This is a genomic window from Streptomyces sp. NRRL F-5755 (assembly GCF_001279365.1).
GTDB classification, from domain to species: Bacteria; Actinomycetota; Actinomycetes; order Streptomycetales; family Streptomycetaceae; genus Streptomyces; species Streptomyces rimosus.
On sequence record NZ_LGCW01000145.1, the window covers coordinates 1 to 1,821 of the forward strand.

The window sequence follows — 1,821 nt, forward strand, 5'->3', positions numbered from 1 at the left end:
GCTGGGGCAGCGGCGCGCCGCCCCCCTCCCCAACCCCCTCCCCCCCTGACCCCGCCAACCGCCAGCCCCGCACCTCCGATTCCTGCCCGCCCGCCCCGTGACCTCGTGAGGAGGCCCGGAAAGGAGAGAGCGCCGCCGTGCCCCCCACCGAATCCGGCATCGACCCCGGGTCCGAGAAAGCCTTCGACCACCCTCCCGAAGGCCCTCCGGACGACGCGCTCGACGACACCCTCGACCTGCATCTGCCCCCCGACATCACCGCCCTGTTCGGCGACGTGCCGCTGTCCGCCGACCCGGCCGACGGCTCGCGCGGCGGCCTGCTGCTCGACCACATCGCCGACTGGGGCCCGGCCTCCACCGCCGCGGGGCCGTTCCAGCTCGTACCCGTACGTATCGAGCGCGACCTGCCGCTGATCTCCGCCTGGATGAACGACCCGGCCGTCGCGGCCTTCTGGGAACTGGCCGGGCCCGAGGAGATCACCGCCGCCCACCTGCGCGCCCAGCTCGACGGCGACGGGCGCAGCGTGCCCTGCCTCGGCGTACTGGGCGGCGTGCCCATGAGCTACTGGGAGATCTACCGCGCCGACCTTGACCCGCTCGCCCGCTACTACCCGGCCCGGCCGCACGACACGGGCCTGCACCTGCTGATCGGCGGCGTCGCCGACCGGGGCCGCGGCATCGGCACCGCGCTGCTGCGCGCCACCGCCGACCTCGTACTGGACCACCGTCCGCAGTGCGGCCGGGTCATCGCCGAACCCGACCTGCGCAACGTCCCGTCCGTCGCCGCCTTCCTCGGCGCCGGGTTCCGCTACGCCGACGAACTCGACCTGCCCGACAAACGCGCCGCCCTCATGGTCCGCGACCGCGCCCATCGCCACCTCCTGTGACCACGCCCCGCACCCGCGCCCGCCGCCGTCGCCCACGCGCCGGCGGCTCCGGCCTGCCCGTCACTCCCACCGGCCCGCGCCGTCCCACCGACCGCTCCGCACACTCCTCCCGCGCCTTCGCACCTGGTCCCCCTTCTCAAGGCACTGTCCATGTAGCTCAGGTCTCGTCCCCAGGAGTCCCGCCTTGCGACCTTCTTCCGAACCTCTCCATAGCCCCGCGTCCGGCCCCGGCGACGCCGCGCCGCACGCCAACAGCATCCCCGCCCCCGACCACGCCTTCCCGGACACCGGCACCCCTGCCGGCGCGAGCGACAGCGGCCGGGCCTGGCAGCGGGCCGCCCGGCGACTGCTAGCCAAGACACTGGCGGAATTCGCGTACGAAGAGATCATCACCCCCGAATTGGAGCCGGAATCCGACCCGGACCTTGAGCCGGAGCCGCAACCCGAGCTGGAACTCGACCCGGAACCTGAGCCCGAGTCCGTTCCCCGCACTCCGGCCGTCCCCGGTGCTCGGGACGGCCATGAGCTGGGGGCCGTCCGCGGCCCATGTGGCGGTCAGGAACCCGGAGCGGTCCCCGGAGCCCGCGACGGCCACGAGCCTGGAGCCGCGTCCGGCGCCCACGAAGGCAACGCCTCCGGAGCCCACAGCGGCCCCCACGAGGGCCACAGCTCCGCCCCCACCACCGGCCAGCCGGACGCGGCCCCCCGCCCCGGTGCCGAGGCCCGCACCGCCGCCCCCGGAAGTCCGGGCGGCGCCCCTGAAGGCCCCGTCCCCGGAGCCGCCCCAGGCCCCCACGAGAGCGACAGCCACGCCCCGACCACCACCGGCCAGCCGGCCGTGGCCCCCCGCCCCGGCGCCGAGGCCCGCACCACCACCGCCCCCGGAAGTCCGGGCGGCGCCCCTGAAGGCCCCGTCCCCGGAGCCGCCCCAGGC

At 76.0% G+C, this 1,821-nt stretch carries 1 protein-coding gene and 1 pseudogene; both read left to right on the plus strand.

Annotated features, from left to right (window positions below; genetic code table 11):
* The first annotated feature begins 137 nt into the window (after positions 1 to 137).
* Positions 138 to 887 carry a GNAT family N-acetyltransferase gene (locus tag ADK86_RS15425; protein WP_053697096.1) on the plus strand — a complete coding sequence of 250 codons (750 nt, stop codon included), beginning with the start codon at positions 138 to 140 and terminating at the stop codon, positions 885 to 887.
* 184 nt (positions 888 to 1,071) lie between these two features.
* Positions 1,072 to 1,821, plus strand: a pseudogene (locus tag ADK86_RS43800) (hypothetical protein); the annotation flags it as partial.